The 26,083-nt window shown below is 48.1% G+C and carries 22 protein-coding genes and 2 tRNA genes; 19 read left to right on the top strand and 5 right to left on the bottom strand.

From position 1 onward, the window contains the following. The first annotated feature begins 4 nt into the window (after positions 1-4). The 7 genes from GZ78_RS13825 (at position 5) to GZ78_RS13795 (ending at position 11,077) form a co-directional block, all read left to right on the top strand. Positions 5-712 carry a succinate dehydrogenase iron-sulfur subunit gene (locus tag GZ78_RS13825; protein ID WP_034837129.1) on the top strand — a complete coding sequence of 236 codons (708 nt, stop codon included), beginning with the start codon at positions 5-7 and terminating at the stop codon, positions 710-712. Positions 713-1,285: 573 nt separating this feature from the next. Then, a complete protein-coding gene (locus tag GZ78_RS13820) occupies positions 1,286-4,117 on the top strand; it encodes a 2-oxoglutarate dehydrogenase E1 component (protein ID WP_034838274.1) in 2,832 nt (943 codons plus the stop codon). Between the two features lie 56 nt (positions 4,118-4,173). Next, a complete protein-coding gene (gene odhB, locus GZ78_RS13815; RefSeq protein ID WP_034837127.1) occupies positions 4,174-5,382 on the top strand; it encodes a 2-oxoglutarate dehydrogenase complex dihydrolipoyllysine-residue succinyltransferase in 1,209 nt (402 codons plus the stop codon). A 62-nt stretch (positions 5,383-5,444) separates the two neighbouring features. Beyond that, the gene (gene lpdA / locus GZ78_RS13810; RefSeq protein WP_034837124.1) at positions 5,445-6,884 is read left to right on the top strand and encodes a dihydrolipoyl dehydrogenase; all 1,440 of its coding nucleotides are present in this window, start codon (positions 5,445-5,447) and stop codon (positions 6,882-6,884) included. Between the two features lie 261 nt (positions 6,885-7,145). Beyond that, positions 7,146-8,312: an ADP-forming succinate--CoA ligase subunit beta gene (sucC, locus tag GZ78_RS13805; RefSeq protein WP_034837122.1), complete on the top strand. Its 1,167-nt coding sequence runs from the start codon at positions 7,146-7,148 to the stop codon at positions 8,310-8,312. 2 nt (positions 8,313-8,314) lie between these two features. Beyond that, positions 8,315-9,187, top strand: a complete 873-nt coding sequence (gene sucD / locus GZ78_RS13800; RefSeq protein ID WP_034837119.1) for a succinate--CoA ligase subunit alpha — start codon at positions 8,315-8,317, stop codon at positions 9,185-9,187. 1,014 nt (positions 9,188-10,201) lie between these two features. Further along, complete coding sequence (locus GZ78_RS13795; protein ID WP_161787382.1) at positions 10,202-11,077, top strand: prenyltransferase; 876 nt, start codon at positions 10,202-10,204, stop codon at positions 11,075-11,077. Between the two features lie 212 nt (positions 11,078-11,289). Here the strand turns inward: GZ78_RS13795 and gspD are convergent, their stop codons facing one another. Further along, positions 11,290-13,398, bottom strand: coding sequence for a type II secretion system secretin GspD (gene gspD / locus GZ78_RS13790; protein WP_051786182.1), 2,109 nt, complete (start codon positions 13,396-13,398; stop codon positions 11,290-11,292). Between the two features lie 34 nt (positions 13,399-13,432). Beyond that, positions 13,433-14,080 (bottom strand): type II secretion system protein N, encoded by a 648-nt coding sequence (locus tag GZ78_RS27540; protein WP_081869859.1) that lies wholly within the window; start codon positions 14,078-14,080, stop codon positions 13,433-13,435. Positions 14,081-14,492: 412 nt separating this feature from the next. Between GZ78_RS27540 and gspE the strand changes: the two genes are divergently transcribed. The 12 genes from gspE (at position 14,493) to GZ78_RS13725 (ending at position 23,852) form a co-directional block, all read left to right on the top strand. Continuing rightward, positions 14,493-15,959, top strand: a complete 1,467-nt coding sequence (gspE, locus tag GZ78_RS13780; RefSeq protein WP_051786265.1) for a type II secretion system ATPase GspE — start codon at positions 14,493-14,495, stop codon at positions 15,957-15,959. A gap of 29 nt (positions 15,960-15,988) precedes the next feature. After that, positions 15,989-17,209 (top strand): type II secretion system inner membrane protein GspF, encoded by a 1,221-nt coding sequence (gspF, locus tag GZ78_RS13775; protein WP_034837115.1) that lies wholly within the window; start codon positions 15,989-15,991, stop codon positions 17,207-17,209. 151 nt (positions 17,210-17,360) lie between these two features. Beyond that, positions 17,361-17,795 carry a type II secretion system major pseudopilin GspG gene (gspG, locus tag GZ78_RS13770; protein WP_034837113.1) on the top strand — a complete coding sequence of 145 codons (435 nt, stop codon included), beginning with the start codon at positions 17,361-17,363 and terminating at the stop codon, positions 17,793-17,795. 47 nt (positions 17,796-17,842) lie between these two features. Next, complete coding sequence (gene gspH / locus GZ78_RS13765) at positions 17,843-18,379, top strand: type II secretion system minor pseudopilin GspH (RefSeq protein ID WP_034837110.1); 537 nt, start codon at positions 17,843-17,845, stop codon at positions 18,377-18,379. Then, on the top strand, positions 18,360-18,755 hold the full coding sequence (gene gspI / locus GZ78_RS27535; RefSeq protein ID WP_161787381.1) for a type II secretion system minor pseudopilin GspI: 396 nt from the start codon (positions 18,360-18,362) through the stop codon (positions 18,753-18,755). Before gspH ends, gspI begins: the two co-directional genes overlap by 20 nt. Then, entirely contained in the window at positions 18,752-19,513 is a 762-nt protein-coding gene (gspJ, locus tag GZ78_RS13755; RefSeq protein WP_051786179.1) for a type II secretion system minor pseudopilin GspJ, read from the top strand. The genes gspI and gspJ overlap by 4 nt, the downstream gene beginning before the upstream one ends. Beyond that, the gene (gspK, locus tag GZ78_RS13750; RefSeq protein ID WP_034837107.1) at positions 19,510-20,487 is read left to right on the top strand and encodes a type II secretion system minor pseudopilin GspK; all 978 of its coding nucleotides are present in this window, start codon (positions 19,510-19,512) and stop codon (positions 20,485-20,487) included. Before gspJ ends, gspK begins: the two co-directional genes overlap by 4 nt. A gap of 9 nt (positions 20,488-20,496) precedes the next feature. After that, positions 20,497-21,909, top strand: a complete 1,413-nt coding sequence (gene gspL / locus GZ78_RS13745) for a type II secretion system protein GspL (RefSeq protein WP_034837105.1) — start codon at positions 20,497-20,499, stop codon at positions 21,907-21,909. Positions 21,910-21,914: 5 nt separating this feature from the next. Then, positions 21,915-22,424, top strand: a complete 510-nt coding sequence (gspM, locus tag GZ78_RS13740; protein ID WP_034837102.1) for a type II secretion system protein GspM — start codon at positions 21,915-21,917, stop codon at positions 22,422-22,424. Between the two features lie 347 nt (positions 22,425-22,771). Then, a tRNA-Val gene (locus tag GZ78_RS13735) sits at positions 22,772-22,847 on the top strand. Between the two features lie 64 nt (positions 22,848-22,911). Beyond that, positions 22,912-22,988, top strand: a tRNA-Asp gene (locus GZ78_RS13730). 330 nt (positions 22,989-23,318) lie between these two features. Next, positions 23,319-23,852: a hypothetical protein gene (locus GZ78_RS13725; protein ID WP_034837099.1), complete on the top strand. Its 534-nt coding sequence runs from the start codon at positions 23,319-23,321 to the stop codon at positions 23,850-23,852. Here GZ78_RS13725 and GZ78_RS13720 read toward each other — a convergent pair. Genes GZ78_RS13720 through GZ78_RS13710 form a run of 3 tightly spaced genes read right to left on the bottom strand, consistent with a single transcriptional unit; the run spans position 23,830 to position 26,081 of the window. Next, positions 23,830-24,285 (bottom strand): hypothetical protein, encoded by a 456-nt coding sequence (locus tag GZ78_RS13720; protein WP_034837097.1) that lies wholly within the window; start codon positions 24,283-24,285, stop codon positions 23,830-23,832. The two genes, GZ78_RS13725 and GZ78_RS13720, sit on opposite strands and share 23 nt — an antisense overlap. Then, complete coding sequence (locus GZ78_RS13715; RefSeq protein ID WP_034837094.1) at positions 24,269-25,636, bottom strand: recombinase family protein; 1,368 nt, start codon at positions 25,634-25,636, stop codon at positions 24,269-24,271. The genes GZ78_RS13720 and GZ78_RS13715 overlap by 17 nt, the downstream gene beginning before the upstream one ends. After that, positions 25,623-26,081, bottom strand: a complete 459-nt coding sequence (locus GZ78_RS13710; protein ID WP_051786178.1) for a DUF2924 domain-containing protein — start codon at positions 26,079-26,081, stop codon at positions 25,623-25,625. Before GZ78_RS13710 ends, GZ78_RS13715 begins: the two co-directional genes overlap by 14 nt. Positions 26,082-26,083 lie beyond the last annotated feature (2 nt).

Genomic DNA, 26,083 nt, shown 5'->3' with positions numbered 1-26,083 from the left:
GAAAATGTTGGTAAGTGTCTATCGCTACAACCCGGAGACTGACTCCAAACCTTATATGCAGGACATTGAGGTAGAAATTCCTGAAGGTAAAGACCTGATGGTTCTCGATGTATTGAACCTGATCAAGGAAAAGGACGAAACATTAGTGTATCGTCGTTCCTGTCGTGAAGGTGTTTGCGGTTCTGATGGTATGAGCATCAATGGCGTTAATGGCTTGGCCTGTGTAACTTCTTTGTCAGAAGCCATGGGTAGTAAGAAGAAGCTGGTTATTCGCCCGCTTCCTGGTCTGCCAGTGATTCGTGATCTGATCGTGGATATGAGTCTTTTCTATAAACAGTACGAAAAGATCAAGCCGTTCCTGATTAATGATGAACCAGAGCCTGCTATTGAGCGTCTGCAGAGTCCTGAAGATCGTGAGAAACTGGATGGTTTGTACGAGTGTATTCTCTGTGCATGCTGTTCCACTGCTTGCCCATCTTTCTGGTGGAACCCTGACAAATTTGTTGGTCCATCTGGTTTGCTGCAGGCCTATCGTTTTCTGGCTGACAGTCGTGATACTGCGACGGAAGCGCGCCTGGCTGACCTTGACGATCCGTTCAGTGTGTTCCGTTGCCGTGGGATCATGAACTGCGTCAGTGTATGTCCAAAAGGTTTGAATCCAACCAAGGCTATTGGTCATATCAAGCAGATGCTGTTCGATAGTGCTACCTAATCAGGCACTATAGTCGCAAGCGGCTTAAACCGTGTATTTCATTTCGTGCCATTTGGAGGAAGTGAAATACCTGGTGAAAAGGAGCTTCTTTTGTAACTACAGAGAAGCTCCTGATAAGAATTTAGAGGTTAAGGGGGAGTTCTTGATCCTTGAAAGAGGGTGGTTCCTTAACATGAAAAGTGTGAATGCTGTCTGGTCGTACGTTTAATTTTTATAAACAGCATCTACACTAGGGTTCGAAGGCTGACACCAGAGTACTGGGGAAGCTGACGATCTGAAATAGAATTTCTGACTACAGTTTTACTGTCGCACAATACATTGCCATGTGAGCAAAGTGGGACTGTAGTTTACTCTAGAGCTTGGCTGGCTACTGATCCCATGAATCAATGATGGACAGGGCTGGCGGGTTTTACCAGCGGGGTGGCCGGTCAATCACCGGTCTATCTGTGGAGTTTGATAAACGAGGGAGGCGAAAGCCCCGGTTTTCAGCGTTTTGCCTGTCATGCACAACAGACAGCTGACCACAGTGCGACTCTCATGATTAGACAGCCCTTCATTCACGGGGTAGTGACGATGCAAGAAGGTGTGATGCAGCAAATGTGGGATACCTCACATATTTCCGGGGGAAATGCTGCATACGTCGAAGAACTGTACGAGCAATTCCTTCGCGACCCGAATTCGGTCTCTGAGGAATGGCGTGATTATTTTGAGAAACTTCCTCAGGTCAATGGTGGTGGACCCGATGTACCCCACTCGACCATTCAGGAAAATTTTGTCTTAATGGCGCGTCAGCGTCAGACAACACGTCCAATTGAAGCCGGTACAGTTTCTAGTGATCATGAGCGTAAGCAGATTCAGGTATTGCGTCTGATCAGTGCCTTCAGAATACGAGGGCACCAGCAGGCCAAGATTGACCCACTGGGTTGCATGCAGCGTGAGCAATTTCCCGATTTGAGTCTTGAGTATCACGGTCTGAGCGAGGCAGATCTTGATACAGAATTCCAGACCAGTACCATTTTTATCGGTAAAGAACGAGCAACTTTACGTGAGATTCTGAACTCGATGACAACCACTTACTGTGGTTCTATCGGTGTCGAATACATGCATATTGTGAATACCGAAGAGCGTCGCTGGTTCCAGAGCCGAATGGAGAGCGTCCGTGGTAAGCCTGAAGTTGGGGCCGAAGCACGACAGCACCTTCTGGAGCGTCTGACCGCAGCTGAAGGTCTTGAAAAATACCTGGGTACCAAATTTCCGGGCACCAAACGTTTTGGTCTGGAAGGGGGGGAATCCCTGATTCCCATGCTGGATGAAATTATCCAGCGCTCCGGTTCCTACGGTGCCAAAGAAATCGTTATCGGCATGGCCCACCGTGGTCGACTGAACGTACTGGTTAACATTCTCGGTAAGAATCCTTCTGAGCTGTTCGATGAGTTCGAAGGCAAGAAAATGGCTGATACCGGTTCTGGTGATGTGAAATACCACCAGGGGTTCTCATCTAACGTGATGACCCCGGGCGGTGAAGTTCACCTGGCACTGGCATTCAACCCTTCTCATCTGGAAATTGTTTCTCCTGTAGTGGAAGGTTCTGTACGTGCCCGTCAGGATCGTCGTAATGATGAAGTCCGTGGTCAGGTCATTCCCTTAGCCATTCATGGTGATGCGGCGTTTGCCGGTCAGGGTGTGGTTATGGAAACCCTGCAGATGTCTCAGACTCGTGCCTATAAAACCGGTGGCACTCTGCACATCATCATTAATAACCAGGTTGGTTTTACTACCAGTAAGCAGGAAGACGCACGTTCTACTGAATACTGTACGGATGTCGCCAAGATTGTGGGGGCTCCGATTCTCCATGTGAATGGTGATGATCCTGAAGCGGTTCATTTTGCGACCAAACTGGCGCTTGATTACCGGATGGAATTCAAGCGTGATGTTGTGATCGACATGGTTTGTTATCGTCGTCGTGGTCACAACGAGGCCGATGAGCCTTCTGGTACCCAGCCTTTGATGTACCAGGTCATTAAGACTCACAAAACAACCCGTGATCTGTACGCTGGTAAGCTTGTAGAAGCAGGTGTTATGGATGCAGAGCAGGACAAGACGCTGGTAGACAGCTATCGAAATGCTTTGGATAACGGTGGTTATGTTGTTAAAGCGTTGGTTAAAGAGCCCAATAAAGAACTGTTTGTTGATTGGACTCCTTACCTGGGACATGAATGGACTGCTCGTCACGATACTCGTGTAGCGCTCGCTACACTGCAGGGGCTAGGCCAAAAGCTGTGCAAGGTTCCTGAAGGTTTTGTTGTGCAGCGTCAGGTCAGCAAGATTATTGATGACCGTCTGAAAATGGCTGCCGGCGCGCAATCCATTAACTGGGGCGCAGCTGAAATTCTGGCTTACGGTTCCCTGATTATGGAAGGTCATCCGGTTCGTATTACCGGGCAGGACGTGGGGCGTGGTACTTTCTCGCACCGTCATGCAGTTCTGCATAATCAGAAAGACGGTTCTACCCATGTGCCACTGGCTAATATCTCTGAGAATCAGCCTGACTTCCAGATCTGGGACTCCCTGTTATCTGAAGAAGCTGTGCTGGCCTTTGAGTATGGGTATGCGACAACAACACCAAGTGCTCTGGTCATCTGGGAAGCTCAGTTTGGTGATTTCGCCAACGGTTGTCAGGTCGTTATCGATCAGTTTATCACCAGTGGTGAGCATAAGTGGGGGCGTCTCTGTGGTCTGACCATGCTTCTGCCTCATGGCTATGAAGGTCAGGGACCTGAGCACTCTTCTGCGCGTCTTGAGCGTTATTTGCAGCTTTGTGCCGAGCATAATATCCAGGTTTGTGTACCGACTACGCCAGCTCAGGTGTTCCATATGTTGCGCCGTCAGGTATTGCGCCCTCTGCGTAAACCGCTGATTGCCTTTACACCCAAGAGCCTGCTGAGACATAAACTGGCGGTTTCTACGCTTGAAGATCTCGCGGAAGGTAGTTTCCAGACCATTATTCCTGAAATTGATGAGCACGATTCTGCGGAAATTACTCGCATGATCATGTGCAGCGGCAAGGTCTACTACGACTTGCTGGAGTACAAACGTGCAAATGAATTGAAGAATACAGCCATTATTCGTATCGAGCAGCTGTATCCTTTCCCTCAGGATGATCTGGATGAGTTGATTGCCAGCTATCCAAACCTGAAAGATGTTGTCTGGTGTCAGGAAGAGCCCATGAATCAGGGTGCCTGGTATTGCAGTCAGCATCATATGCGCCGTGCTCTGGATAATCATACCAACAGCCTGCGTTTGGAATATGCAGGCCGGGACGCTTCAGCCGCGCCAGCCTGTGGTTATATGTCCAAGCATGTTGAAGAACAACAGAAGCTGGTAAAAGACGCTTTTAACGTATAATTGACGACGCCCCGGTGGCTCCGGGGCGTCTGGTCGCAACCCCGAAAGGATCCATAATGGCCACTGAAATAAAAGCACCAACATTTCCGGAATCTGTCGCTGACGGTGTGGTTGCCACATGGCACAAGAAACCTGGAGAAGCCTGCTCCCGTGATGAGTTGTTGGTTGATATTGAGACCGACAAAGTAGTTCTCGAAGTAGTTGCTCCAGCAGACGGTGTGCTTAAAGAGATTCTCAAGAACGAAGATGACACCGTTCTGAGTGCTGAAGTTATTGCTATATTTGAAGCTGGCGCTGCAGCCTCTGCTTCGGCTCCAGCCGCTGAGTCAGCGCCTGCAGCAGAAGTAACTGCTGCTCAGGAAGAGCCAATCCTTAGCCCGGCAGCCCGTAAAATGGCTGACGAAAAAGGTATTGATCATGCTGCCATTGCCGGCACTGGCAAAGGTGGTCGTGTGACCAAAGAAGACGTGGTTCGTCATGCTGAGCAAAAGCCTGCTCCTGCATCTGCTGTCCAGGCTTCTTCTGCTCCACAGGTGGAAGCTACTACCCCGGTATTTGCGGGTGAGCGTACGGAAAAACGTGTACCAATGACACGTCTGCGTGCTAGAGTTGCGCAGCGCCTGGTAGAAGCACAGCAAACCGCAGCTATGCTGACCACATTTAATGAGGTCAACATGAAGCCGGTAATGGAACTGAGAGCCCGTTACAAGGACCAGTTCGAGAAGCGTCATGGTGTCCGTCTTGGTTTCATGTCCTTCTTTGTTAAAGCCTGTGCTGAAGCCCTTCGTCGTTATCCTGCAGTGAACGCCTCTATTGATGGTAATGACATTGTTTACCACGGCTATCAGGATATTGGCGTAGCCGTCTCCAGTGATCGTGGTCTGGTAGTACCTATTCTGCGTAACGCTGAAAACATGAGCCTGGCTGACGTTGAGGCGAAAATCCGTGAATACGGAAAGAAAGCCCAGGGTGGCAAGCTGGATATTGAGGACATGACCGGTGGAACCTTTACTATTTCCAACGGCGGTGTGTTTGGTTCGCTCTTGTCTACACCGATATTGAATCCACCTCAGTCCGCTATTTTGGGTATGCACAAAATTCAAGAGCGCCCCATGGCTGTCAATGGCCAGGTGGAGATTCTGCCCATGATGAACCTGGCTCTGTCCTATGACCACAGGTTGCTGGATGGCAAGGAAGCGGTCACCTTCCTCGTTACCATCAAGGAACTGTTGGAAGATCCAGCACGCATCCTGTTGGAATTGTAAGCTCTCATGGGTTTTGCGGCGGCTGATAAGGCCGCCATTCTCATTTTCTTGGAATAGAAGATATGGCAAATCAGTTTGATGTTGTAGTCATCGGCGCAGGTCCTGCAGGTTATGTTTGTGCAATTCGCGCAGCGCAACTGGGCCTCAAGACTGCTTGTATCGAAAAGTGGACTGATGACAAAGGCAAAACAGCTCTGGGTGGAACTTGCCTGAATGTGGGCTGCATTCCCTCCAAGGCGCTGCTGGACAGCTCTCACAAGTTTGTAGAAGCTCAAAAAGACTTCAAATTGCACGGCATCAATCACTCCGGTGTTGAGATGGACGTGCCACAAATGGTTGCCCGCAAGAACAAGATCGTTAAAACCCTGACAACCGGGGTGGGTGGTCTGTTCAAGGCGAATGGCGTAACCCTGCTGGAAGGTGCTGGTAAAGTACTGGCTAACAAGCAGGTTGAGCTCACCAAAGCTGACGGCACTGTAGAAGTGTATGAAGCCGCTAATGTTGTAGTTGCAACCGGATCACGTCCTGTTGAAATTCCACCAACACCGACTGATGGTGACCTGATTGTTGACTCTACCGGTGCCCTGGAATTCCAGGAAACACCTAAGCGTCTGGGGGTTATTGGTGCAGGTGTTATCGGTCTTGAACTGGGCAGTGTGTGGGGCCGTTTGGGCTCTGAAGTCATTGTTCTGGAAGCTATGGATCGTTTCCTGGCAGCAGCTGATGAGCAAATCTCCAAGGAATCTCTGAAGATTTGCAAGAAGCAGGGACTGGACATTCGTATGGGGGCCCGTGTCACTGGCTCTGAGATTAAAGGCAAAGAAGTCCATGTGACTTACGCTGACTCAGACGGTAGTGAAAAAGTAGTGGTTTTTGATAAGTTGATTGTGGCTGTAGGTCGCCGTCCTTATACCGAAAACCTGCTGGCTGCTGATTGCGGCGTCAACATGGACGAGCGTGGCTTTATCTTTGTTGATGATCACTGTGCAACTGACGTACCAGGCGTATACGCGATTGGTGACGTTGTTCGTGGTCCAATGCTGGCACACAAAGGCAGTGAAGAAGGCATCATGGTTGCTGAAATCATCGCCGGCCAGAAAGGTCACATGAACTATGACCTGATTCCTTCGGTTATCTATACCCACCCGGAAATTGCATGGGTAGGAAAAACCGAGCAGGAACTGAAGGCAGAAGGCGTTGACTACAAGGTCGGTACCTTCCCGTTTGCTGCCAGTGGTCGTGCTCTAGCGGCTAACGAGACTGAAGGCATGGTTAAAGTCATTGCTGACAAGGCAACTGACCGTGTACTGGGTGTGCATGTAGTCGGCCCAAGCGCTGCTGAATTGGTTCAGCAGGGTGTTATTGCCATGGAATTTGCTGCAAGCACTGAAGATCTGGCTCTGACCATCTTCTCTCACCCAACACTGAGTGAAGCTCTGCATGAAGCAGTTCTGGCTGTAGACGGTCATGCGATTCATATTGCTAATCGCAAGCGCCGCTAACTGAGGGTCTGAAGGCTGGTCAGCTTTATAACCAGCCTTCACCAGGATCGTTTACTGATGTGTGGAAGGCGCAGTTGATTCAGTAAGCCTTCTCAGTGAGCAACTGATACGAAGATGTATCAGAGGGGGTGGGAGTCTTTCGGGCGCCTGACCTCCAAAGTTTAATGTCGACACCTGAGGGGCTGGGGTCGAAATAAAGAAACCTTTTATCCACGGATGTGGATAGGAATTTGATTAAAAAACAACAATGGTAGTGTCAGTATGAATCTCCATGAATATCAGGGCAAGCAGCTGTTTGCTGAATATGGCCTGCCGGTATCCAAGGGTATTGCCTGCGATACGCCGGAAGAAGCAGCTGCAGCAGCCGATGAAATTGGCGGAAACCAGTGGGTTGTAAAAGCACAGGTTCATGCAGGTGGCCGTGGTAAGGCTGGCGGCGTTAAGCTGGTCAGCACCAAGGAAGAAATCCGTGAATTTGCTGAAAAGTGGCTGGGCAAGAACCTGGTTACTTACCAGACAGACGAAAATGGTCAGCCGGTTAGCAAGATCCTGGTTGAAACCTGCACCGATATCGCTCAGGAACTTTACCTCGGTGCGGTAGTGGATCGTTCAACCCGTCGCATCGTTTTCATGGCCTCCACAGAAGGTGGCGTGGAAATTGAGAAAGTGGCTGAAGAAACACCAGAAAAAATCCTGAAAGCAACGGTTGATCCTCTGGTAGGCGCTCAGCCATACCAAGGCCGTGAACTGGCTTTCAAACTGGGTCTGAACGCTACTCAGGTTAAGCAGTTCACCAAGATCTTCCTGGGTCTGGCGAAACTGTTCCAAGATCTGGATCTGGCTCTGCTGGAAATTAATCCGCTGGTTATCACTGAAGCGGGTGATCTGCACTGTCTGGATGCCAAGCTGAACATCGACAGCAACGCTCTGTACCGTCAGCCTCGCCTGAAAACCATGCACGATCCTTCTCAGGAAGATGCTCGTGAAGCTCACGCCGCTCAGTGGGAACTGAACTACGTAGCTCTGGATGGCAACATTGGTTGCATGGTAAACGGCGCTGGTCTGGCTATGGGCACCATGGACATCGTTAAGCTGTCTGGTGGCGCTCCAGCAAACTTCCTGGACGTTGGTGGCGGTGCTACCAAAGAGCGTGTCAGCGAAGCTTTCAAAATTATCCTTTCTGACGACAGTGTTAAAGCGGTTCTGGTTAACATCTTCGGTGGTATCGTTCGCTGTGACCTGATTGCTGACGGCATCATTGGTGCAGTGAAAGAAGTAGGTGTTGAAGTGCCAGTTGTTGTTCGTCTGGAAGGCAACAACGCTGAGCTGGGTGCTAAGAAACTGGCCGAAAGTGGACTGGATATCATCGCTGCAAGCAGTCTCTCCGACGCTGCAGATCAGGTAGTAAAAGCAGCGGAGGGTAAATAAGAATGAGCGTCCTGATTAATAAAGACACCAAAGTGATCTGCCAGGGCTTTACTGGTTCTCAGGGAACTTTTCACTCCGAACAAGCGATTGCTTATGGCACACGCATGGTTGGCGGTGTAACTCCGGGTAAAGGTGGTCAGGAGCATCTGGGTCTGCCTGTATTCAACACAGTTGCTGAAGCTGTAGTAGAAACAGGCGCTGAAGCTTCTGTTATCTACGTACCTGCTGCATTCTGTAAGGATTCTATCCTGGAAGCGGCTAATGCTGGCATCAAACTGATTGTCTGCATTACTGAAGGTATTCCTACTCTGGACATGCTGGACTGCAAGGTTCGCTGTGATGAGCTGGGTGTTACCTTGATCGGACCTAACTGCCCAGGTGTTATCACTCCGGGTGAGTGCAAGATCGGTATCATGCCAGGTCACATTCACAAGTCAGGTAAAGTGGGTATCGTATCCCGTTCCGGTACCCTGACTTATGAAGCAGTCAAGCAGACCACTGACTTCGGTTATGGTCAGTCTACCTGTGTCGGTATCGGTGGTGATCCGATTCCTGGTTCCAACTTCATCGACATTCTGAAGCTGTTCGAAGAAGATCCACAGACTGAAGCCATCGTTATGATCGGCGAAATCGGTGGTACAGCGGAAGAAGAAGCTGCTGCTTACATCAAAGAGAATGTAACCAAGCCGGTTGTCTCTTACATTGCCGGTGTTACTGCACCTCCAGGCAAGCGTATGGGTCACGCGGGTGCGATCATCTCTGGTGGTAAAGGTACTGCTGACGAGAAGTTTGCTGCTCTGGAAGAAGCCGGTGTTAAAACCGTTCGCTCCCTGGCAGAAATCGGTCAGGCTCTGAAAGAGAAAACAGGCTGGTAAGTTCTGGTTTAGCCTCTGGCGACAGAATCAGTCTGGACTGATCAAACGGCTCACCTCTCAGGAGGTGGGCCGTTTTACTTTGGTGCGCTGAGTATGTCACACAGCTTGGGGGTGAAAGTCCCCTGTCCAGCCAGATGAGGGCGAAGGACTAGCGAAGCACAAGGTTTGTATCGTGAGGTGCAGGTGTGGAGCAAAACCGCGAGCCGACGAACAGAAACCAGATATGAGGCTGTCTGTGTGAGGACGAGTCAGCATGTGATGACGAAGTCCATACTCATCCGGACACTCAGGCAGTAGATCTGGCGGTTGTGCGGCGAAGGCGGTGTGACTTACCTCGGGAGGTCTGTGTGGTGTCTGATATTTCGGACTGAGGCTATCGTAAGGTGGTCTGATCGCCATACAGAAGTCAGCAGACGGCATAGTAGCTGGCGAATGTCAGTGAAGGCCTGCACGGTACAGAGTGGTGAATAGTTTCTGTTATTCGATACACAGGACGCAGACAAATCCAGCAAACACTGGAACTCATGCCAAGTGGTCACGGCGGAACCGGAGGCTGCGACGTTATGAGGGCTGAGGTTGTGTCGGCATCATAGGATTACGAAAGCCCGGCAAGCGATGCAAGCCTGATGGCACGCATCGCTCATCCCAATAGCCTGAAGAAGGTTTGATCAGGTTGTTGGTCGCTTAACTGGCCGAAACGCCCAGTACGGACCCGTATGCTGGGTGTTGTGGGAGGAGCGTAGCCGTGAGGCTACGCCCTATCCCGATCATGGGCGAAATTCACAGTCGATATTTCTCAGCCAGTCGTCTGTATTCTGTCAACTATAAGCTCAGCACTCTTCTCATTTATTTATGGTTTCATCTTGCGGTTGTCGAGCTGCTATCCTCTTTTACTCAGCCTGATATGTCGTAGCCATCCGTGTCCGCTGAATAGCTTACGGAATGTCGTTATAGGCTGCAGCCGTTAAATGGCACATAGTCCCATGTTTATCTCCACCCTCAGGGAATCCTCCAGTGGATACACCAAATCTGAATCCAGATAAGTACTGTTTTTTCAGGGCGCTGAGGCCCTTCTCTTTCTCCGTTGCTTTGATCACCTGTGGGGTAGGGATTGCTGTCGCCTATGTGAGAGACGAAGGCGATCTAGTCAGAGCCATAGCTGTGATGATTGCTGGCCTTTTATTGCAGGCTGCCAGTAATCTTGCCAATGATCATGCTGATCTGCATTTTTGGAATGGTCGAACAGGTTTGCTGGCAGGGCAGGTGATTCAACAGATCAAAAGGAATTTTTATATTGCGGGTCTTTTTGCTCTGATTGCGATTGTGATTGGTCTTTGGCTTGTCTGGATGACAGGCTTACCGCTGTTCCTTTTGGGTTTGTTTGGTGTCGTCGCAGGCTATTTTTATACGGGTGAGCCTGTTGTCTACAAACACCGGGGGTTGGGTGTGCCAGCAGTCTTTCTTCTGACTGGGGTCTTGATGGTGAGCGGATCTTACTATGCCGTTTCTGGAGTATGGAGTAATGAGTTGCTATGGATATCAATACCGGTGAGTTTGCTAACGGCTGCCTTGCTGGTGTCCAATGAAATTCGTGATTATCTGGATGATCAGTCTTCCAGTATTCGTACCCTGACAGTCAGGATCGGTTTTGACATGAGCAGGGCTTTGTATGTTGCATTGCTCTTGTCAGTATATCCAGTCAGCTACTACCTCTATCTCAATAACTTATTGGTAAACCCGGCTTACCTTGTATTCTCATTGTTGGTCATTTGGCAGCCTGTTAGATTACTAAGATGCGTTCCTGGTGATTATCAGTTAATGAAATTACCTCCAATGACTGGACGATTCTTTTTGGTGTTCGGAGTCTGTTTTATATTGAGTGTTTTTTGATTGCTGATGTGAGCTCCCATATTGGCGATGAAAACTATTAGTCAATGGGTGGGTTTTAAGATGAATAATTTATAGACGGTTTTTTTATTTTTAATGTCAGTTTTTTGAAAATTAAGAGTCAGTGTTTTGCAATTAGTTCTGACGTTGTCATGAAGTTATAAAAATAAAAAAAGCCAGGTTGGTAACCTGGCTTTTTTGGGTAGGAATAAAAATCAGTTGTTGGTCTGCCAGATTTTTTTATCCTTGTTACGTAGATCAAATGCTTCTGGCTCAAACAGAGTTGATGGGTCTTCAGGTAACATGTCCGGTGCTTTCTTGTTATGTTGATGAATGACTTTGAGTTTGGTGTAGCGGTCTTTTGTCGCTTTGGCCAGAGTTTCAGAATTTCTCATGATAGTGGGTCTAACAAATAACATGAGATTACGTTTCTGACTTTTATCCTGTTCATAACGGAACAGGTTTCCGATGATCGGGATATCGCCCAGCAGGGGAACTTTCTTTTTGGTCTGACTCTTTATGTTTTCAATCAGGCCACCAATGACAATGGTTTGCCCGTCATCCACCAGAACGGTAGTTTTCAGCGTTCTGTTATTGAAGATAAGGTCATCATTCTTCAGAAGAGACTCTGATGTACCTACGTCAAGAGAAGACACTTCCTGCTCCAGTTCGAGCCGGATACCATTACCTTCACTGAGGTGAGGTGTGATCTTGAGCTTGATGCCGACATCTTTTCGATTAGTTGTGGTGAAAGGGTTGTTGCTGCCACCACTGGCTGAAGTCTGATAGGAGCCGGTCTTGATGGGGATATTCTGACCTACCAGGAATTCGGCTTCCTGATTATCGAGTGTCAGCATACTGGGTGTAGAGAGAATGTCATTATTAGACTTTGCACTCAAGGCTGAGACCAGTACACCAAAGTTATCGCCTCTAAGGGCTAGAGAGCCCAGAGTGATTGCAGAGTTGTTCAGTATATGGCCTGTTATGCTGCTCTTTGAGCCAGAAATACTGGTGGTCGATTTACCGTCTGTGCCGCTCGTAGTGGCCTCACCACGAATAGTTTTCTTACCGTCTATTCCCCACTGCACTCCCAGGGCGTCGTCAATACCACCTGACACTTCCACAATAACGGCTTCCAACAGTACCTGAGACCTTGGTATGTCGAGCTGGCGCACGATGTGCTCCATCTCTGCCAGAGTGTCAGGATCCGCAATCATGATGAGAGCATTCTGAGTCTCGTCGGCTTTAACAAATACGTTAGCCGCAGATTTGGCACTCTTGCTCTTGCCGGAAGACTGCCCTTTGGTTTGAACCGGCTGCTGAGGTAAAGGTTGTTGCGATGATGATTTGGATTGCTTCTCCTGGCTGTCCTGAATGGTTGAGGACGCTTCTGCAAGAATGTCTGCGATGTTTTTGGCATCGCCATAGCTGAGGAAAATAACCTTGGTGTTGGACTTGCGAATCCCCTCTTTGTCCAGGGTTTCAACCAGCTTTCTGACCCTTTGGCGCTTGCTGGCGTTGCCTTTGATAACCAGACGGTTACTGCGCTCGTCAGCAATAACTTGAAGTCCACTGGGAAGTTGCCCCTTACCGGAGATCAGGGTGTCCTGGATGATTTTTGATACATCACCGACCCAGGCGTGTTTTAGCTGAAGTACTTCGTAATCGTTATTGCCTGTTTCATCCAGCTCTCTGACCAGCTTGGTGATACGGTCAACGTTATCAGCCAGATCGCTGACAATCACCGCATTACTGGACGCTGACGCAGCTGCGTGTCCGTACTGGGCAATCAGAGGTCGAATAATTGGAATCAGCTCTATGGCTGAAACGCTGTGGAGTTCAATGACTCGGGTGGTCATAACAGCATCACGAGGCTTCTGTTTATCGTTGGGAGAGCTGGTTTTTGCCGTTGTACTGGGCACTATGCTGATAATGTTGCCCTTGGGGATTACGGCATATCCGTTTGCAGAAAGTACTTCCAGGAACACATCGTAAACTTCGTCGCCGTTTAAAGGTTTGGAGGAAATGACCGTAACGGTGTTTCCGCCCTTGATTCTGGGGTCAATGACAAAGGTCTCACCGGTAATTTTTGCGATCTGTCCAATGAACTCTCTAATATCAGCATTCTGGTGGTTCAGTGTCCACTTTTTGTCTTTAGTGTTTTCAGGCTTATGAGCCTGTGCAGATGCTTTTGATACTGGAACGGCAGTTGTGTTTGCTGGAGCTGTTGCTGCAGATACGCTGCTATGGAGGCTTAAAGTAAACAACACAGCAAGCAGAGGTCTGGAGGCCATGGATACTAATGGGCAGTCTTTAGTTTTCATCACTTAACCATATGAAGAGGTTTTAATTCTTTTATCAAATCCCTTGATTCGCCTGCTGAAGTTTGTCTCTTAACTCCTGCATGCGCTGTTCAAGTGATTTTTCATCCGGCTCTTGAGTATAGCCGGGGCGTTCTGTTTTCTTATCCATAGCGTCGGTAGAGCTTTTGTATTCCTGTAAAGCCCGGTCATCTTTGCCTGCATCAGGGAAGTACAGGGTTTCAAGCTGGCCATTTCGACTTAAAACCACATGATCCGAATGCACTTCCCTCAGTATTGCACCTCCGGGAAGAGTGTCTCCGATACCATAAAGCTTGTCCTGATTGCTGCCTTGGATAATAGCACTTGAATTTTTATTCTTCTGGTCACGTTCACCAACGGCACCCCTAAGTACTAAGTTCAGTCTTGTTTCAGGAATATCGGCGGACTGCTGGGTGACTTCAGGTTGATGATTAATACCAAAGAGTAACTCAAAGTCTTTAGGTGTTAGAACTTTTTCCTGAGGTTGGATTTGAGACACTTGTTCAGAATTATCAAGACCACTATCTTTTATCATTGATTCATAAAAGGAAAATGACTGAATACCTAATGAGAAAATCATGGCGATTGTCAGCAATCCTGTCAGTGCGAAGCGGTTTTTTCGATGGCCCCATTTTAAATAGGTGGCCATGACCTCTGAATTCATAGTGTTCTCTATTTAGTATTTACTTGATTGAAAAAAAACGTGCTGGGTCATGGACTATTCTTAATCTAAATAAAGCATAAGAGTGCTACTTTTAAAAGCTGACGCTCTAACCAAAAACAGTTTTCAATTAATCGAGAGTAAACAGAAAATTCTGTTTGATCAAAATCTTGGGGTTGTGTTTTAGTCATTTTTAAAATTCAGTTGTAAAATTCGGATATTGGATCACACTTCCTGTGACGTGCCTGAAGAATAATTCAATTTCCAAGGCTCAGAGCAAAAAAATACCTGATTGATTCTAGTCGTCGTCAATCAACCCTAATAGAAGTTCTGGAATTATTAATTATCCAAGGAGTTAGCCTTGACTGACACAGCTGCCCTTCCAGAAGATCCCGAATCCCAAAATCAGGGACTGATGCTGCAGCGTCTGCCATTTACGTTTGCCAAGCGGCATGGGGTGGTACTGGTTTGGGAGCAGGAACAACCAGTGCTTTATTTTCGTTCTGTCCCCTCTGCTGATATTTTTTCTGAAATTACCCGGATCACCTGTCAGTCCCCCATGTATCGTAAGGTAGATACGGATAAACTCTCTGAAGTTCTGTCTGAGTGTTATCACAATGACAGTTCTGAAGCGTTGCAGAATGCAGCCGGAATCAGTGATGACATGGATCTCAGTAGTCTTGCTGAAGCCGTGCCTGTTACAGAAGACTTGCTTGAGCAGAGTGATGATGCGCCTGTTATACGCTTGATCAACGCTTTGTTGACAGAAGCTATCAAAGAAGGGGCCTCGGATGTCCATATCGAGACTTTTGAAAGTAATCTGGTTGTCAGGGTCAGAGTAGATGGAGTTCTCAGGGAAATTCTCAGTCTTCAGAGAACCCTGGCGGCACTGCTGGTTTCAAGAATCAAGGTTATGGCTCGACTGGATATTGCTGAGAAACGGATCCCGCAGGATGGGCGAATTTCTTTGAAGGTGGCCGGTAAAGAGGTCGATGTCCGGGTTTCTACATTACCTTCCAGTAATGGTGAGAGGGTCGTTCTACGTCTTCTTGATAAAGCAGCCGGTCGTCTTGAATTGAAGCATCTGGGAATGGACAACCAGGATCTTAAGAGGGTTTCCAGCTTACTGGCCAAACCTTATGGCATCATTCTGGTGACCGGGCCAACTGGTTCAGGTAAAACGACATCACTTTATGCCTGCCTTACTTCATTGAATGATAAGTGCCGAAACATTCTTACCGTTGAAGATCCTATCGAGTACAACTTGCAAGGTATTGGCCAGACTCAGGTTAATACCAAAGTAGATATGACATTTGCCCGTGGGCTTCGGGCTATTCTCCGACAAGACCCGGATGTGGTCATGGTGGGGGAAATACGAGATACCGAAACTGCAGAAATTGCCGTTCAGGCCAGTTTAACCGGACACCTTGTACTCTCAACTTTGCATACCAATACCGCCATTGGTGCATTAACGCGTTTACAGGATATGGGCGTTGAACCTTTTCTACTCTCATCCAGCTTACTGGGTGTGATTGCTCAGCGTCTGGTGAGAATGCTATGTGATCAATGCAAGCAGTCATATCAGCCCGATGAAGCGGAATGTCGAGAGTTGGGCGTGGACATGGCCAGTGCACCTAATCTTTATCATGCAAAAGGTTGTAAGGAATGTAACCACAGCGGATACCGTGGTCGTACAGGTATCTATGAAGTTGTCGTGGTGGACGAACAGGTCAGAAGGATGATCCATGCTGGCGAAGGAGAACAGGCGATTACTGACTATGTCAGGCATAGCGCCACAGGTATACGGGAAGATGGCGCCAAAAAGGTACTGGCTGGTCTGACAACACTGGAAGAAGTGCTCAGGGTGACCCAGAAAGATTAATCCGTATCGGAGGCGGATGACCGCACAACATGGCTGCATATGAATACATCGCCCTTGATCAGCAGGGCAAACAGCATAAGGGTACTCTGGAGGCCGACAGTAATCGGCACGTCCGGCAAATGCTTCGTGACAGGGAGTGGACCCCTTTATCGGTCAATCCGGTATCGGAGCAGAAAAAAAATAACGCTGGTGGTTTGTCTACCGTGTTTCAGCGAGGTGTTTCGGCCGTAGAACTGGCCACTTTGACCCGTCAGCTAGCAACACTTATTCAGGCTGCGATGCCGGTTGAGGAGGCTCTCTATGGAGTTGCCTCACAGCAAGAGAAGCGCCGGTTGAAAAACATGTTGCTGGCGATTCGTTCAAGGGTTCTGGAAGGCTACACACTGGCGCAGAGTCTTGAAGACTTCCCTCATATTTTTCCTCAGATGTTTCGGGCTACCGTATCGGCAGGTGAGCATGCGGGTTATCTGGACAAGGTGCTGAACAGGCTGGCGGACTATACCGAAGCCCGGATGAAATCCACACAGAAAGTCCAGCAGGCGTTGTTGTATCCGGTCATTCTACTGGTGGCTGCCCTGGGCATTGTCAGTTTTCTGCTTGGGTATGTGGTGCCGGATGTAGTAAAAGTTTTTGTCGATACCGGTCAGGATTTACCTGGTATTACGATAGCTCTAATTGCTGCCAGTGAAGGTTTTCAGTCGTATTGGCCTTTTATTTTCAGCATTATTTTCTTCGGTATTGTGACTTTTAAACAGGCACTTAAAAAACCAGCCGTGAGAATGTCATGGGACCGTTTCTTTTTACGTCTTCCGATTTTAGGAAGGTTCAGCAAAACACTGAGTGCGGCCAGGTTCGCCAGTACATTGAGTATTTTGACGCGAAGCGGTGTTTCTCTCGTAGAGGCGTTGGTTATTGCAGCACAGGTTATAGATAACCGTGCCATTTGCGATGCGGTAAAAAATGCAGCCCGAAGGGTTAGTGAAGGTTCCAGTCTGAACAGAGCGTTGGCAGAAACCGGATATTTTCCACCTTTGATGCTTCATATGATTGGTAGTGGTGAATCAACAGGTGAGCTCGATGAAATGCTCGACAGGACTGCCCAGAATCAACAAATGGAATTAGATGGAAGAGTTTCACTTCTGCTTGGACTTTTTGAGCCGTTAATGCTGGTAGTCATGGGAGGGGTTGTCATGGTGATTGTTCTTGCCATATTGCTTCCCATTTTGAATATGAATCAGCTGCTGAACTAAATGCAGAGGATGCTGTCACTCCTGACAGCATTCGCAAAGATAGAAACAGGACGTACAGGACAGGATCTGCAGATCACCGGGCAGATTGCTCTGGAAGTGTCGACAAAGTCTTCACTTCTTAGGTACGGAATCCATTGATGAGGTCGTGAAAATGATGAAAAGACAGGTGCAAAGAGGTTTTACTCTTATCGAGATCATGGTGGTTGTCGTGATCCTGGGGATATTAGCGGCAATGGTAGCACCAAAAATCCTGAGCCGACCTGATCAGGCTAAGGTGACGGTGGCTCGATCCGATATCGAAACGATCTCTCAGGCACTGGAACTTTTCAGGCTTGATAATGGTTTTTATCCTTCAACGGATCAGGGGCTCGATGCGCTGGTTAAGAAGCCTACCATTACGCCTGAGCCCAGAAATTGGAACCCGGAGGGGTATCTGAAAAAAGCGCCCGTTGATCCTTGGGGGAATGCTTATATCTATCTCCAGCCCGGAAATCACGGCAAATACGATCTCTATTCTCTGGGAGCGGATGGGCGTGAAGGAGGTGAAGGCCTTGAGGCAGATATCACTAATTGGGAAGAGTCGTGAGATTAACATCGGCATCTGATCAAACTTGTCATAACTGCAGGAGCTCAATGAACAGTCCGGTGTTAGAGAATAGCAGGCCAGAAAAGAGAAAAAACCGGGGATTCACTCTGGTTGAATTGCTGGTTGTCATTCTGATTATTGGTATTTTATTGGGCATCACGCTTCTCAGCCCAGTGACCGGAAATACACAAAAAACCGTTCAGGAGCAGGCTGCGAGATTGCAGGTACTGTTCTCGCAGGTGAGGGATAAGGCGCTACTGGACAATGCTGAATACGGTTTCTCAATTGATGAAAGCGGTCGTTACCACTGGTGGGTATTACCTCTGGAAAGTACTGAGTGGATCGCTATTACGGAGACGCCTTTTCAGCCCTATAAGATGCCTGACAGTCTGGATGTCTTTCTGAATACCGCAGAGGGTGAGCTCCCTTACCTGGAGCCCAGAGATAATGAAGGCCCTAGAGTAGTATTTTATTCTGACTACCAGGTGACCCCTTTTTCTCTCTACGTAGTCCCCAATGAAAACAAGAAGCAAAGGGTGGTGTTGAAAACCGATGGCTTGTCCGATGTCGAAGTCGTCCGCTAGTTCCAGAGGTTTCACCCTGATCGAGGTGATGGTGGCACTGGTTGTGTTTGCTGTTGCTGCGTCCATGTTGATGCTGGTAGACGGTAACAGTATTCGCCAAACGCGATACATGCAGGAAAAGGTTCTAGCTGCCCAAGTGGCGGATCAATATCTGAGTCGGCTCCAGGCAGAGAAGAGCTGGCCCGAAAAAGGTATCAAGGGGAAGGTTGAGAATTATGCCGGATATTACTGGTATGTTCGGCGGACCGTTAGAGACACCAGTGAGCGAGATTTTAGAAAAATAGTTGTAGATGTTTTCGTGGGTAATCAAAAGCCGGGTGATGATGATACTCCGATATTTTTTCTGGACTCCTACCTGAGGAAGCCCAAGAAATGAAGGGGAGTAAAGGGTTCACTCTGCTTGAGCTAATGGTTGCCATTATGCTGTTTGCCATGATCAGTACAGCGGCTTATAAGCTATTTGATTCGGTCAGTCGTGCACAGCAAGTGACTGACGGAATTCTGGATAATCTCGATGAAATTCAACGAGCGCAATTGATTCTGGAAAAAGATCTTTTCCAGATGGCTGCTCGATCAGTGAGGGATGAATTTGGTGACAGTCAGCCTGCTGTCAAATCGCCCAGTCGAGATGGCTTTGCTATTGAATTTACCCGGTCAGGCTGGCGTAACCCCTTAAAAGAGCTGAGGAGCAATCTACAGAGAGTGGCGTATGACCTGGAAGAGGGTGAGCTGGTTCGTTACTACTGGCTAATGTTGGATCGCGCACCTGACCCTGTTCAGACCCGGCAGGTTCTGCTCAGCAATGTGCATGGGTTGAAAGTACGCTTTATGGACGAGAAGAAGCGTTGGAGCAGTCGTTGGCCTCCGGCAAAGCAAACTGAGGAGCAAAAGCCAGCGGGAGAAGCCAGGAAATCAGAAGATCCAGTGATGCCTCATGCCATTGAATTGACTTTGCAACATGGCAATTTTGGGGCGCTGGTAACGGTTTTGCCTGTGATGGATTACAAACCCTCCGATGCCCATAAAAGTCTGGATCAGGATCAACAGGGAAAAGATTCGAAGAAAGGAGGGCAGCAGAGAGCACTGTGGCCAAAGTCTGATAATGAAGGCGGTTTTGATGAGGATGAACAATGAGGTCAGTTAGACGGCAGCAAGGCATCGCCCTGATCTATGTGCTCCTGATTTTCGCCATGATTACACTGATGTCTTCCCAGATGGTGACCAGTCTCTGGCTTCATACTGAAAAAAACACACGTTATCTGGAGCGCATTCAGGCCAGACATCTTGCATTAGGGGCTGAGCAGTACGTTGCTCTGCTTCTTGAGCAGGATGCAGAAGAAGATAAGAAAAAGCAAAAGGTCATGGATCACGAAAGTGAGCGCTGGAATATACAGGAAGTGGGTTATGCCGTGGATCAGGGGGGTGTCGAGCTGGTGATTGTTGATGAAACCAGCCGATTTAATTTGAATTGGCTCGCTGCAGAAGCTTTGGGTGGTCAGAGGTTTGACGCCATGTTCCAGCAGATATTGCAGAATCTGGGGCTTGATGTACAGATTGGTTCAGCCATTAAGGACTGGATTGACAGTGATCAAGAGCCCACTGAAACCGGCGCAGAAGATAATCATTATCTGGTCATGGAACCTCCAAGAAGGACGGCAGATGCGCCACTTGTTTCATTATCCGAATTAAGACTGATCGAGGGGGTCGGCAGCGTAGAGTTTCAATTGCTGGCGCCACTGGTAACGACTTTGCCTAATAATACCAAGATCAATGTTAATACAGCGCTCCCAGAAGTCATGCGTTCCCTCTCTGATAAACTCACAGAAGGGGATACAGCGACTATTATTGATGCTCGGAGTGCGAAAGGGTTTGCCAATCTGGAAGATTTGGCCAATTTACCAGCCTTGAAAGATAAAACGGAGGCTCTCAAAGAAGTGCCCCTGGGTGTTACTAGTAATTATTTCACTGCTTATATCAAGGCAACGTATCGTGATACGACATTCTATTTAAGAACCCTCCTGTATCGTAATGCAGAAGGGCAGGTTCAAATCGCCGGTCGTGAGATTGGACCCAACGATTATTGGGTAAGTGCCAAGAAGGAATCCTGAGGTCTAATAATGAAAAACATCCTGTTGATTCGGATACCACCACCGATTTCCCGGATTGAGCCAGATACCCGAGTTCAGTGGGGGGCTTTCGCTGGGAATGGACAGCTTTTAGGAGATGTTCATATCTCGGAGCTGAGGGAGGTCAAAAAGGACTGGATCCAGTTTGTTGTCCAGCAGCCTGACAATAAGGAACTGGATGAAACAGCTCTGGAAGATGAAATGCCAGACCAGGTGGTTATTTTACTACCAGGCACTCTGGTCATGCATAGACAGCTGCCTATAAACAGTGGTCAGAGAAAGCATCTTTCAACAGCATTACCTTTTATGATTGAAGAGTCACTGGCAGATGACATTGAGTCCATGCATCTGGCCAGTTATCTCCATCGAAAACGTGACCAGGTTTCAGTATCGGCTGTGCCTCATGAGCAGATGCAGTCTTTATTAGCCTGCCTTGATGAACAGGGGTTTTCAGCTCAGCAAGTGATGGCAGAGCTTCAATTTGTTAATGCTCAGCCTCAGGAGCTAAATCTCCTGCTTGAAAATGACACTGTCATTCTTTCTGCTCCAGATCAATCCAGTGTTTGTCTGGATTATGAGGCTTTGAAATTTGTTTTGAGTCACTGGGGGGAAAAGGCCAGTGATACCATTCTTCAGACCGATGCTGATTCAACTACAGAAGAATCAACGGCGCTTGTTAATGCCAGAATGAAGTTTGCTGATGGTCTGGTGCCGTTAGCCACGGATAAACAAGAACAAGTCAAACAGTGGTTGGATGAAAGTGGCTGGCTAGTGGAAGAGGACCCTTTGACCGGGAGTGCTTTTGAATATCTGGCTGAGCTTTATTTTTCCTCCATGCGGTCCGCTGAACTGGTGGATCTGCGCCATGGGCCATATCAGTGTCCAAAAAGAGCCAGTCGCAAGCTCAGACGCTGGAAGCCTTTTGCCTTAGTAGCTTCTGTCTGGCTATTACTGGAGCTGGGTCTGAAAGTTGGGGAAGGTGTTCTATTGCATCAACAGGCTCAGGACTACTGGCAGAATAACGCTGCATTGTATCTGGAGGTTTTTCCTCAAGATCAGCAGGTATTGGAAGCCAAGACCCAGTCAGTTGGCAGCATTAACCTTAAAAGTCGTATGGAAAGTCGGTTAAAAAGTGTTGGGCAGAAAGCAGGAGGAGAACCTTTCTTGCCTCTGTTACAACAAGTATCGGCGGTGTCCTCAGCGTTGCCTGACCTTAAGTTGAAACCCGTCAGCATGGATTTCAACGAGGCATCGGGGAAGCTGGTGCTTGAGCTCAAGGCAGACAATCTTGAAGGGGTCGATAAATTGCTCGCAGCAGTGAAATCCTCAGGGCTGAGTGCACGACTTGATAGCGCTAATCAAGAAAAAACGGGTGTGAATGCCCGTATGACGATAGGCAGGTGAAGCTGATGAAACTGACTAGTCTACTCCAGAAAAGTCCGCTCTGGTTACAGCTTCAGGCTAAGTATGAGCTTATGCCAGAGAAAGATCGAAGAGCGTTTCATCTTCTGTTGTCTTTCCTGTTGCTGGGGGCTGTTTATCTTTTTGTCTGGGAGCCTGTTACAGTCTGGAATGAAAAACAGAAAGAAGAGTTCGCACACCAGCAAACCATTCACGAATGGATGGCAGATAATATTGGTCAGGCAAAAATGGCCCAAAGGAAACAAAAGTCTTCAGGTGCCAAAAAGGACTTGTCTTCCATTGTGTCAGGCAGTGCCAGACAGGCAGAGCTGACATTGAGTCGTGTACAGCCAGACCGAAAAGGGTTGGGCGTCTGGATCGAAGATGCAGCCTATCAGAAGCTACTGGCCTGGATGGTCGCTTTGGATACCCGTTATGAGGTAACCATTCAGCAGGTTAAAATAGACCGAGGAAAAGAAGAGGGTCGGGTGAAAGTTTATATGCATCTGGCTAATTGAACGGGCCTATACCCATTGTGCTTCAATATGCTTCAGGGTAATAACTGAGCATAGCCCCATGAGTTTACGAAGAGTGGATGATTGGATTGATTGAACGCAGACAGCAACGTAGCCTTTGAAAGGCGATGGGTATATTGCAAATATTTCTTGAATCCAGCAGCACTCATAGAACATTTGTTCTTATCCAAGGGAGAAGTTTCGCTTCTTCCAATCTGTGGGAATAAACGAGTAGAAAAATCTAGAAGAGTGCCTAAGTTCTGATTTTACCTTGTTTTCCCCCTTGACACTTTCGTCTGATCTACATAATATTCGCCTCACTTCAGCGCAACGCACCGCGCAGAGAAGTCGGGTGATTAGCTCAGCTGGGAGAGCATCTGCTTTACACGCAGAGGGTCGGCGGTTCGATCCCGTCATCACCCACCATTTTCTCGAAAGAGAATGCGTGACCGCATACTTGGTTTGATAAAAAGTATGTGAAAAATGCAGCGGACCGGTAGTTCAGTTGGTTAGAATGCCGGCCTGTCACGCCGGAGGTCGCGGGTTCGAGTCCCGTCCGGTCCGCCATATATTGAAAGCCCCGTAGACTTTCGTCTACGGGGTTTTTCTCGTTTGAGCCTACGTATAAAGGGTTTTTGCCTTTTTCCCCGGTTTGGCAAAACCATCCCTTTCCCCGTTTTCCTTTCTGTTCCTCTTGGTTTTTCTCTCTTCTCTGGTTTTCTGGAGGAACTGGGGTACTACTGCCTCCACTTTAGTTTTCCTTTTTAAAACAGCACTTTGGTTTCTTTTTCGGGCTGGAGGTCGTTGGCCGGTTTGTTATTGATCATACGGTAGCCTTAGGGAACTGAAACAGGCAGTCTAATATAGTACTAAATGGGTAAACTCTTAATATGAAGAATGAGACAAAAATTTCAAATACTGCCAGAGGAGCAGCCGCTTATTGAAGCTGCAATAAAGCTTGGGGATTGGCTTGGGAAACAGAAGTCAGTAACAAAGCAGCAGAAACAAATCATAAAAGACCTTCAGTATGCGCTAAGTAATTTGCCTGACTCAGCACCAGGCGTGTCTGGGAGTTATGGCTTTAGTGTATGTGATAAGGCTGTCTCGACTTGGAATGGGGAAATGCCAGTACCAACCGGAAAATTTCAAGAATGGTGTGTTTACTACTCTTCGGGCAATAATAATGATGAAAGTATTAGGGAATACTGTGTTTTGGAAATTTTTAGTATCTACAGTCCATATCCAGAACAGCATTTCGATGATTTGGCAGGGGTTTCAAAAGAATTAGGCTTATACAGGGCAACTACTGAGTCTAAGGGAGGGATTTGTTCAGAGGATCATGAGGTGATTCTCGATTGGATTGAATCGGTCAGTGATCCTGAACAGTTTCTGGTTGAAGGAGTGGATTTCAAGATTGAGATACTGGATTAATGATATCTGTTTGAGGTGAGATTACTTTGAAATGTTCCCGCTGCTCAGACCAGAGCATCGGAAAGGGTTTCATGCAATCTTTCATCGATAACTGCCACTTGCCCTGATAACACAGAATATCTTCCTGGATATCCGGGGCCAGGCAGGTCAGGCGGATGCACTTTGAGACCCTGGCCTTATCCACCTTTTCCTTCTCAGCCAGCTGTTTGATGCTGGAGAACTTTTGCCGGGTGAGCATCTTTAGCCAGCGATGACCCTGAATCAGGGCTATTTGTATCTGCTTCATTTCCGGTGGGTCAATGGCTCCAGCTGGTGTTTCAATGGTGGTCTTGCCCCCTCGTTGATTCATGCGAATCGGCAGGGTTACTTTGATCAGATTTTCCTCTTCAAGAAACTCAACCTGCTCCTCGCCGTTTTTAAGTACGTAGGCCATGGTCTTCGATCTCCGTGTGAGTGGGGGATAGTTCTGATACGACAGAATCAATGCCATCCGGTTTGAACAGGATGGTCAGAGTCGTTGGGGTCAGGTCAATGCGGTGAATCAAAAGCTCGATTAAACGGCGCTTTTCAGGAGTAAATAGCTCCTCCCAGATGCTTGATAAGTCATTCAGGGCCAGGCGAACCCTGTCAATGCTGATCTGCGGCTCAGTCTTTTCCACCTTCTCCCATACGTGCAGTAACAGCTCCGGGCTGGCCAGCTGTCGTTGTGTACTCTCCAGCACCAGTTTTTCCAACACAGAGGCCGACAGGGGCGGCAGTGGGCCGTTTGAGTAGCCTTTGGACTGTGCTGAATAGCTGACGTAGTAACGAAACAGTTTCCCGTTTTGCTTTCGTGTGCTGGTGGCTGACAGGGCATGGCCATCCGGCCCAAAAAGAAGGCCTTTCAGGAAGGAGGGATTCTTTCTTAATCGAGACTGCCGTGAGCGCTGTATGGATTCAATGTCGAACGCTGCCACTGCCTTGGCCCAGAGGTCATTGGAAATAATGGCCGTATGCTCCGCTGGAAACCATTCTCCCTTGTTGCCAATTTCACCCATGTAAATCCGGTTTCTGAGAATGCGATAGACGGCGTTTTTGGCAAAAGCTATACCACCACGAAAGCCTCCATTTCTTAAAGGGATCTGTTTGGTCCTGTAACCCTTGGCATTGAGCATCTCACAGGTGGCTATGATCGAGCGGGTGGCTGCAAAGTGTTCAAAAATAAGTCGTACAACAGAAGCCTCTTTCCTGTTAATCAATAGCTTTCGGTTTACTACGTCGTAGCCCAAGGGTGGATTGCCTCCCATCCACATGCCTTTCTTCTTGGACAACAGAAACTTGTCACGGATACGCTCACTGGTCACCTCTCGCTCAAACTGGGCGAAGGAGAGCAGAATATTCAGGGTCAAACGGCCCATACTGCTGGTGGTATTAAATTGCTGGGTGACAGAAACAAAGGAAACACGATGCTGGTCAAACAAATCCACCAGCTGGGCAAAGTCGGCCAGTGAACGACTAAGGCGATCCACTTTATAGACAACGATGATATCCAGCAGGCCTGCCCTGACATCACGAAGCAGACGTTGAAGGGCAGGACGCTCAATGTTTCCCCCAGAGTAGCCCCCATCATCATAGTCGTCGGGTACCAAAACCCAGCCTTCATGTTTCTGGGAGAGAATATAGGCCTCGGCTGCATCTCTCTGGGCATGGAGTGAGTTGAATTCCTGTTCCAGTCCTTCTTCTGAGGACTTTCGGGTATAGACAGCACAGCGCTTTTTAACTGATTCAGCGTTATTCTTTGCCATTTTTATCCCCTCTCAAACCAAAGAACAGAGGTCCAGACCAATAAGAGCCGGTGATCAGGTTGGCTATCTTCGACAGGCTTGAGTAGGTCTGTCCCCTGTACTCAAAGCCCTCCGGCGTTACCACTACCCTATGTGATTCACCGTTGTAGTCCTTGGTGAGAACCGTTCCTGGTGGTGGCTTTACTGTACGCCGTTTTAGGGTTTTTTGTTGGTGTTCCCTATGGCGGTTGGCATCCTGCAGACGCTCCTTGGTTCTCTCCGTCATACCTCCCAATACCAGCTCCTGTATTCTGACCGCAAGGCGCTGGCGAAGAATACGTTGGTCCAGTTCTGGTGCCGGTTTTCCATAGAGCTGAAACCATTTCTGTCTAAGCTGTTCTGTATTCATTCTCTGAAGCTCCAGCACTCGAACTGCCAGAGTTTTTTCTTCTTGGCTGTCTTTCATAA

It is taken from the genome of Endozoicomonas numazuensis (genome assembly GCF_000722635.1).
GTDB lineage: Bacteria > Pseudomonadota > Gammaproteobacteria > Pseudomonadales > Endozoicomonadaceae > Endozoicomonas_A > Endozoicomonas_A numazuensis.
This window is presented reverse-complemented; position numbering and strand designations above follow the sequence as displayed.

Coding starts and splice junctions, on each gene's coding strand:
- sucD (WP_034837119.1), top strand. CDS start 8,315: ATGAGCGTCCTGATTAATAAAGACACCAAAGTGATCTGCCAGGGCTTT.
- gspG (WP_034837113.1), top strand. CDS start 17,361: ATGATGAAAAGACAGGTGCAAAGAGGTTTTACTCTTATCGAGATCATG.
- GZ78_RS13720 (WP_034837097.1), bottom strand. CDS start 24,285: ATGGCCTACGTACTTAAAAACGGCGAGGAGCAGGTTGAGTTTCTTGAA.
- gspH (WP_034837110.1), top strand. CDS start 17,843: ATGAACAGTCCGGTGTTAGAGAATAGCAGGCCAGAAAAGAGAAAAAAC.
- gspM (WP_034837102.1), top strand. CDS start 21,915: ATGAAACTGACTAGTCTACTCCAGAAAAGTCCGCTCTGGTTACAGCTT.
- odhB (WP_034837127.1), top strand. CDS start 4,174: ATGGCCACTGAAATAAAAGCACCAACATTTCCGGAATCTGTCGCTGAC.
- GZ78_RS13820 (WP_034838274.1), top strand. CDS start 1,286: ATGCAAGAAGGTGTGATGCAGCAAATGTGGGATACCTCACATATTTCC.
- gspJ (WP_051786179.1), top strand. CDS start 18,752: ATGAAGGGGAGTAAAGGGTTCACTCTGCTTGAGCTAATGGTTGCCATT.
- gspF (WP_034837115.1), top strand. CDS start 15,989: ATGGCTGCATATGAATACATCGCCCTTGATCAGCAGGGCAAACAGCAT.
- GZ78_RS13710 (WP_051786178.1), bottom strand. CDS start 26,081: ATGAAAGACAGCCAAGAAGAAAAAACTCTGGCAGTTCGAGTGCTGGAG.
- gspK (WP_034837107.1), top strand. CDS start 19,510: ATGAGGTCAGTTAGACGGCAGCAAGGCATCGCCCTGATCTATGTGCTC.
- GZ78_RS27540 (WP_081869859.1), bottom strand. CDS start 14,080: ATGAATTCAGAGGTCATGGCCACCTATTTAAAATGGGGCCATCGAAAA.
- gspE (WP_051786265.1), top strand. CDS start 14,493: ATGCTGCAGCGTCTGCCATTTACGTTTGCCAAGCGGCATGGGGTGGTA.
- sucC (WP_034837122.1), top strand. CDS start 7,146: ATGAATCTCCATGAATATCAGGGCAAGCAGCTGTTTGCTGAATATGGC.
- GZ78_RS13725 (WP_034837099.1), top strand. CDS start 23,319: ATGAGACAAAAATTTCAAATACTGCCAGAGGAGCAGCCGCTTATTGAA.
- gspI (WP_161787381.1), top strand. CDS start 18,360: ATGTCGAAGTCGTCCGCTAGTTCCAGAGGTTTCACCCTGATCGAGGTG.
- GZ78_RS13825 (WP_034837129.1), top strand. CDS start 5: ATGTTGGTAAGTGTCTATCGCTACAACCCGGAGACTGACTCCAAACCT.
- lpdA (WP_034837124.1), top strand. CDS start 5,445: ATGGCAAATCAGTTTGATGTTGTAGTCATCGGCGCAGGTCCTGCAGGT.
- gspL (WP_034837105.1), top strand. CDS start 20,497: ATGAAAAACATCCTGTTGATTCGGATACCACCACCGATTTCCCGGATT.
- gspD (WP_051786182.1), bottom strand. CDS start 13,398: ATGAAAACTAAAGACTGCCCATTAGTATCCATGGCCTCCAGACCTCTG.
- GZ78_RS13715 (WP_034837094.1), bottom strand. CDS start 25,636: ATGGCAAAGAATAACGCTGAATCAGTTAAAAAGCGCTGTGCTGTCTAT.